The following is a 283-nucleotide window of genomic DNA, read 5'->3' on the forward strand; positions in this document are numbered from 1 at the left end:
TTCTATACAATTGACTGGTAAGTATTAAAGCCGCGAATATGCATGATTAACCGTGCATGTTCGGGCTTTTTTCTTCCAAGATATCCTAAGCGTATTGATACAATGGAGATTACTTCTGTGATACTATTATTGATGTGCATTAAATAAATATAGAGGTGAATGAAGTGCATATCTCAGAAAATACAGTTCAAGTAAGGTACGCAGAGACAGATCAGATGGGGGTTGTTTATCACGCCAACTATCTCGTTTGGATGGAGCTTGGAAGAACAAAACTGATTGAAGA

The 283-nt window shown here is 37.1% G+C and carries 1 protein-coding gene; it reads left to right on the plus strand.

Features of this window, described 5'->3' with window-relative positions; translation table 11 throughout:
- Positions 1-164: 164 nt before the first annotated feature.
- The coding region (locus ACXAFV_RS22525; RefSeq protein WP_475129800.1) for an acyl-CoA thioesterase at positions 165-283 on the plus strand (119 nt) is incomplete at its 3' end.

Source organism: Rossellomorea sp. ABR4_012 (assembly GCF_056159545.1).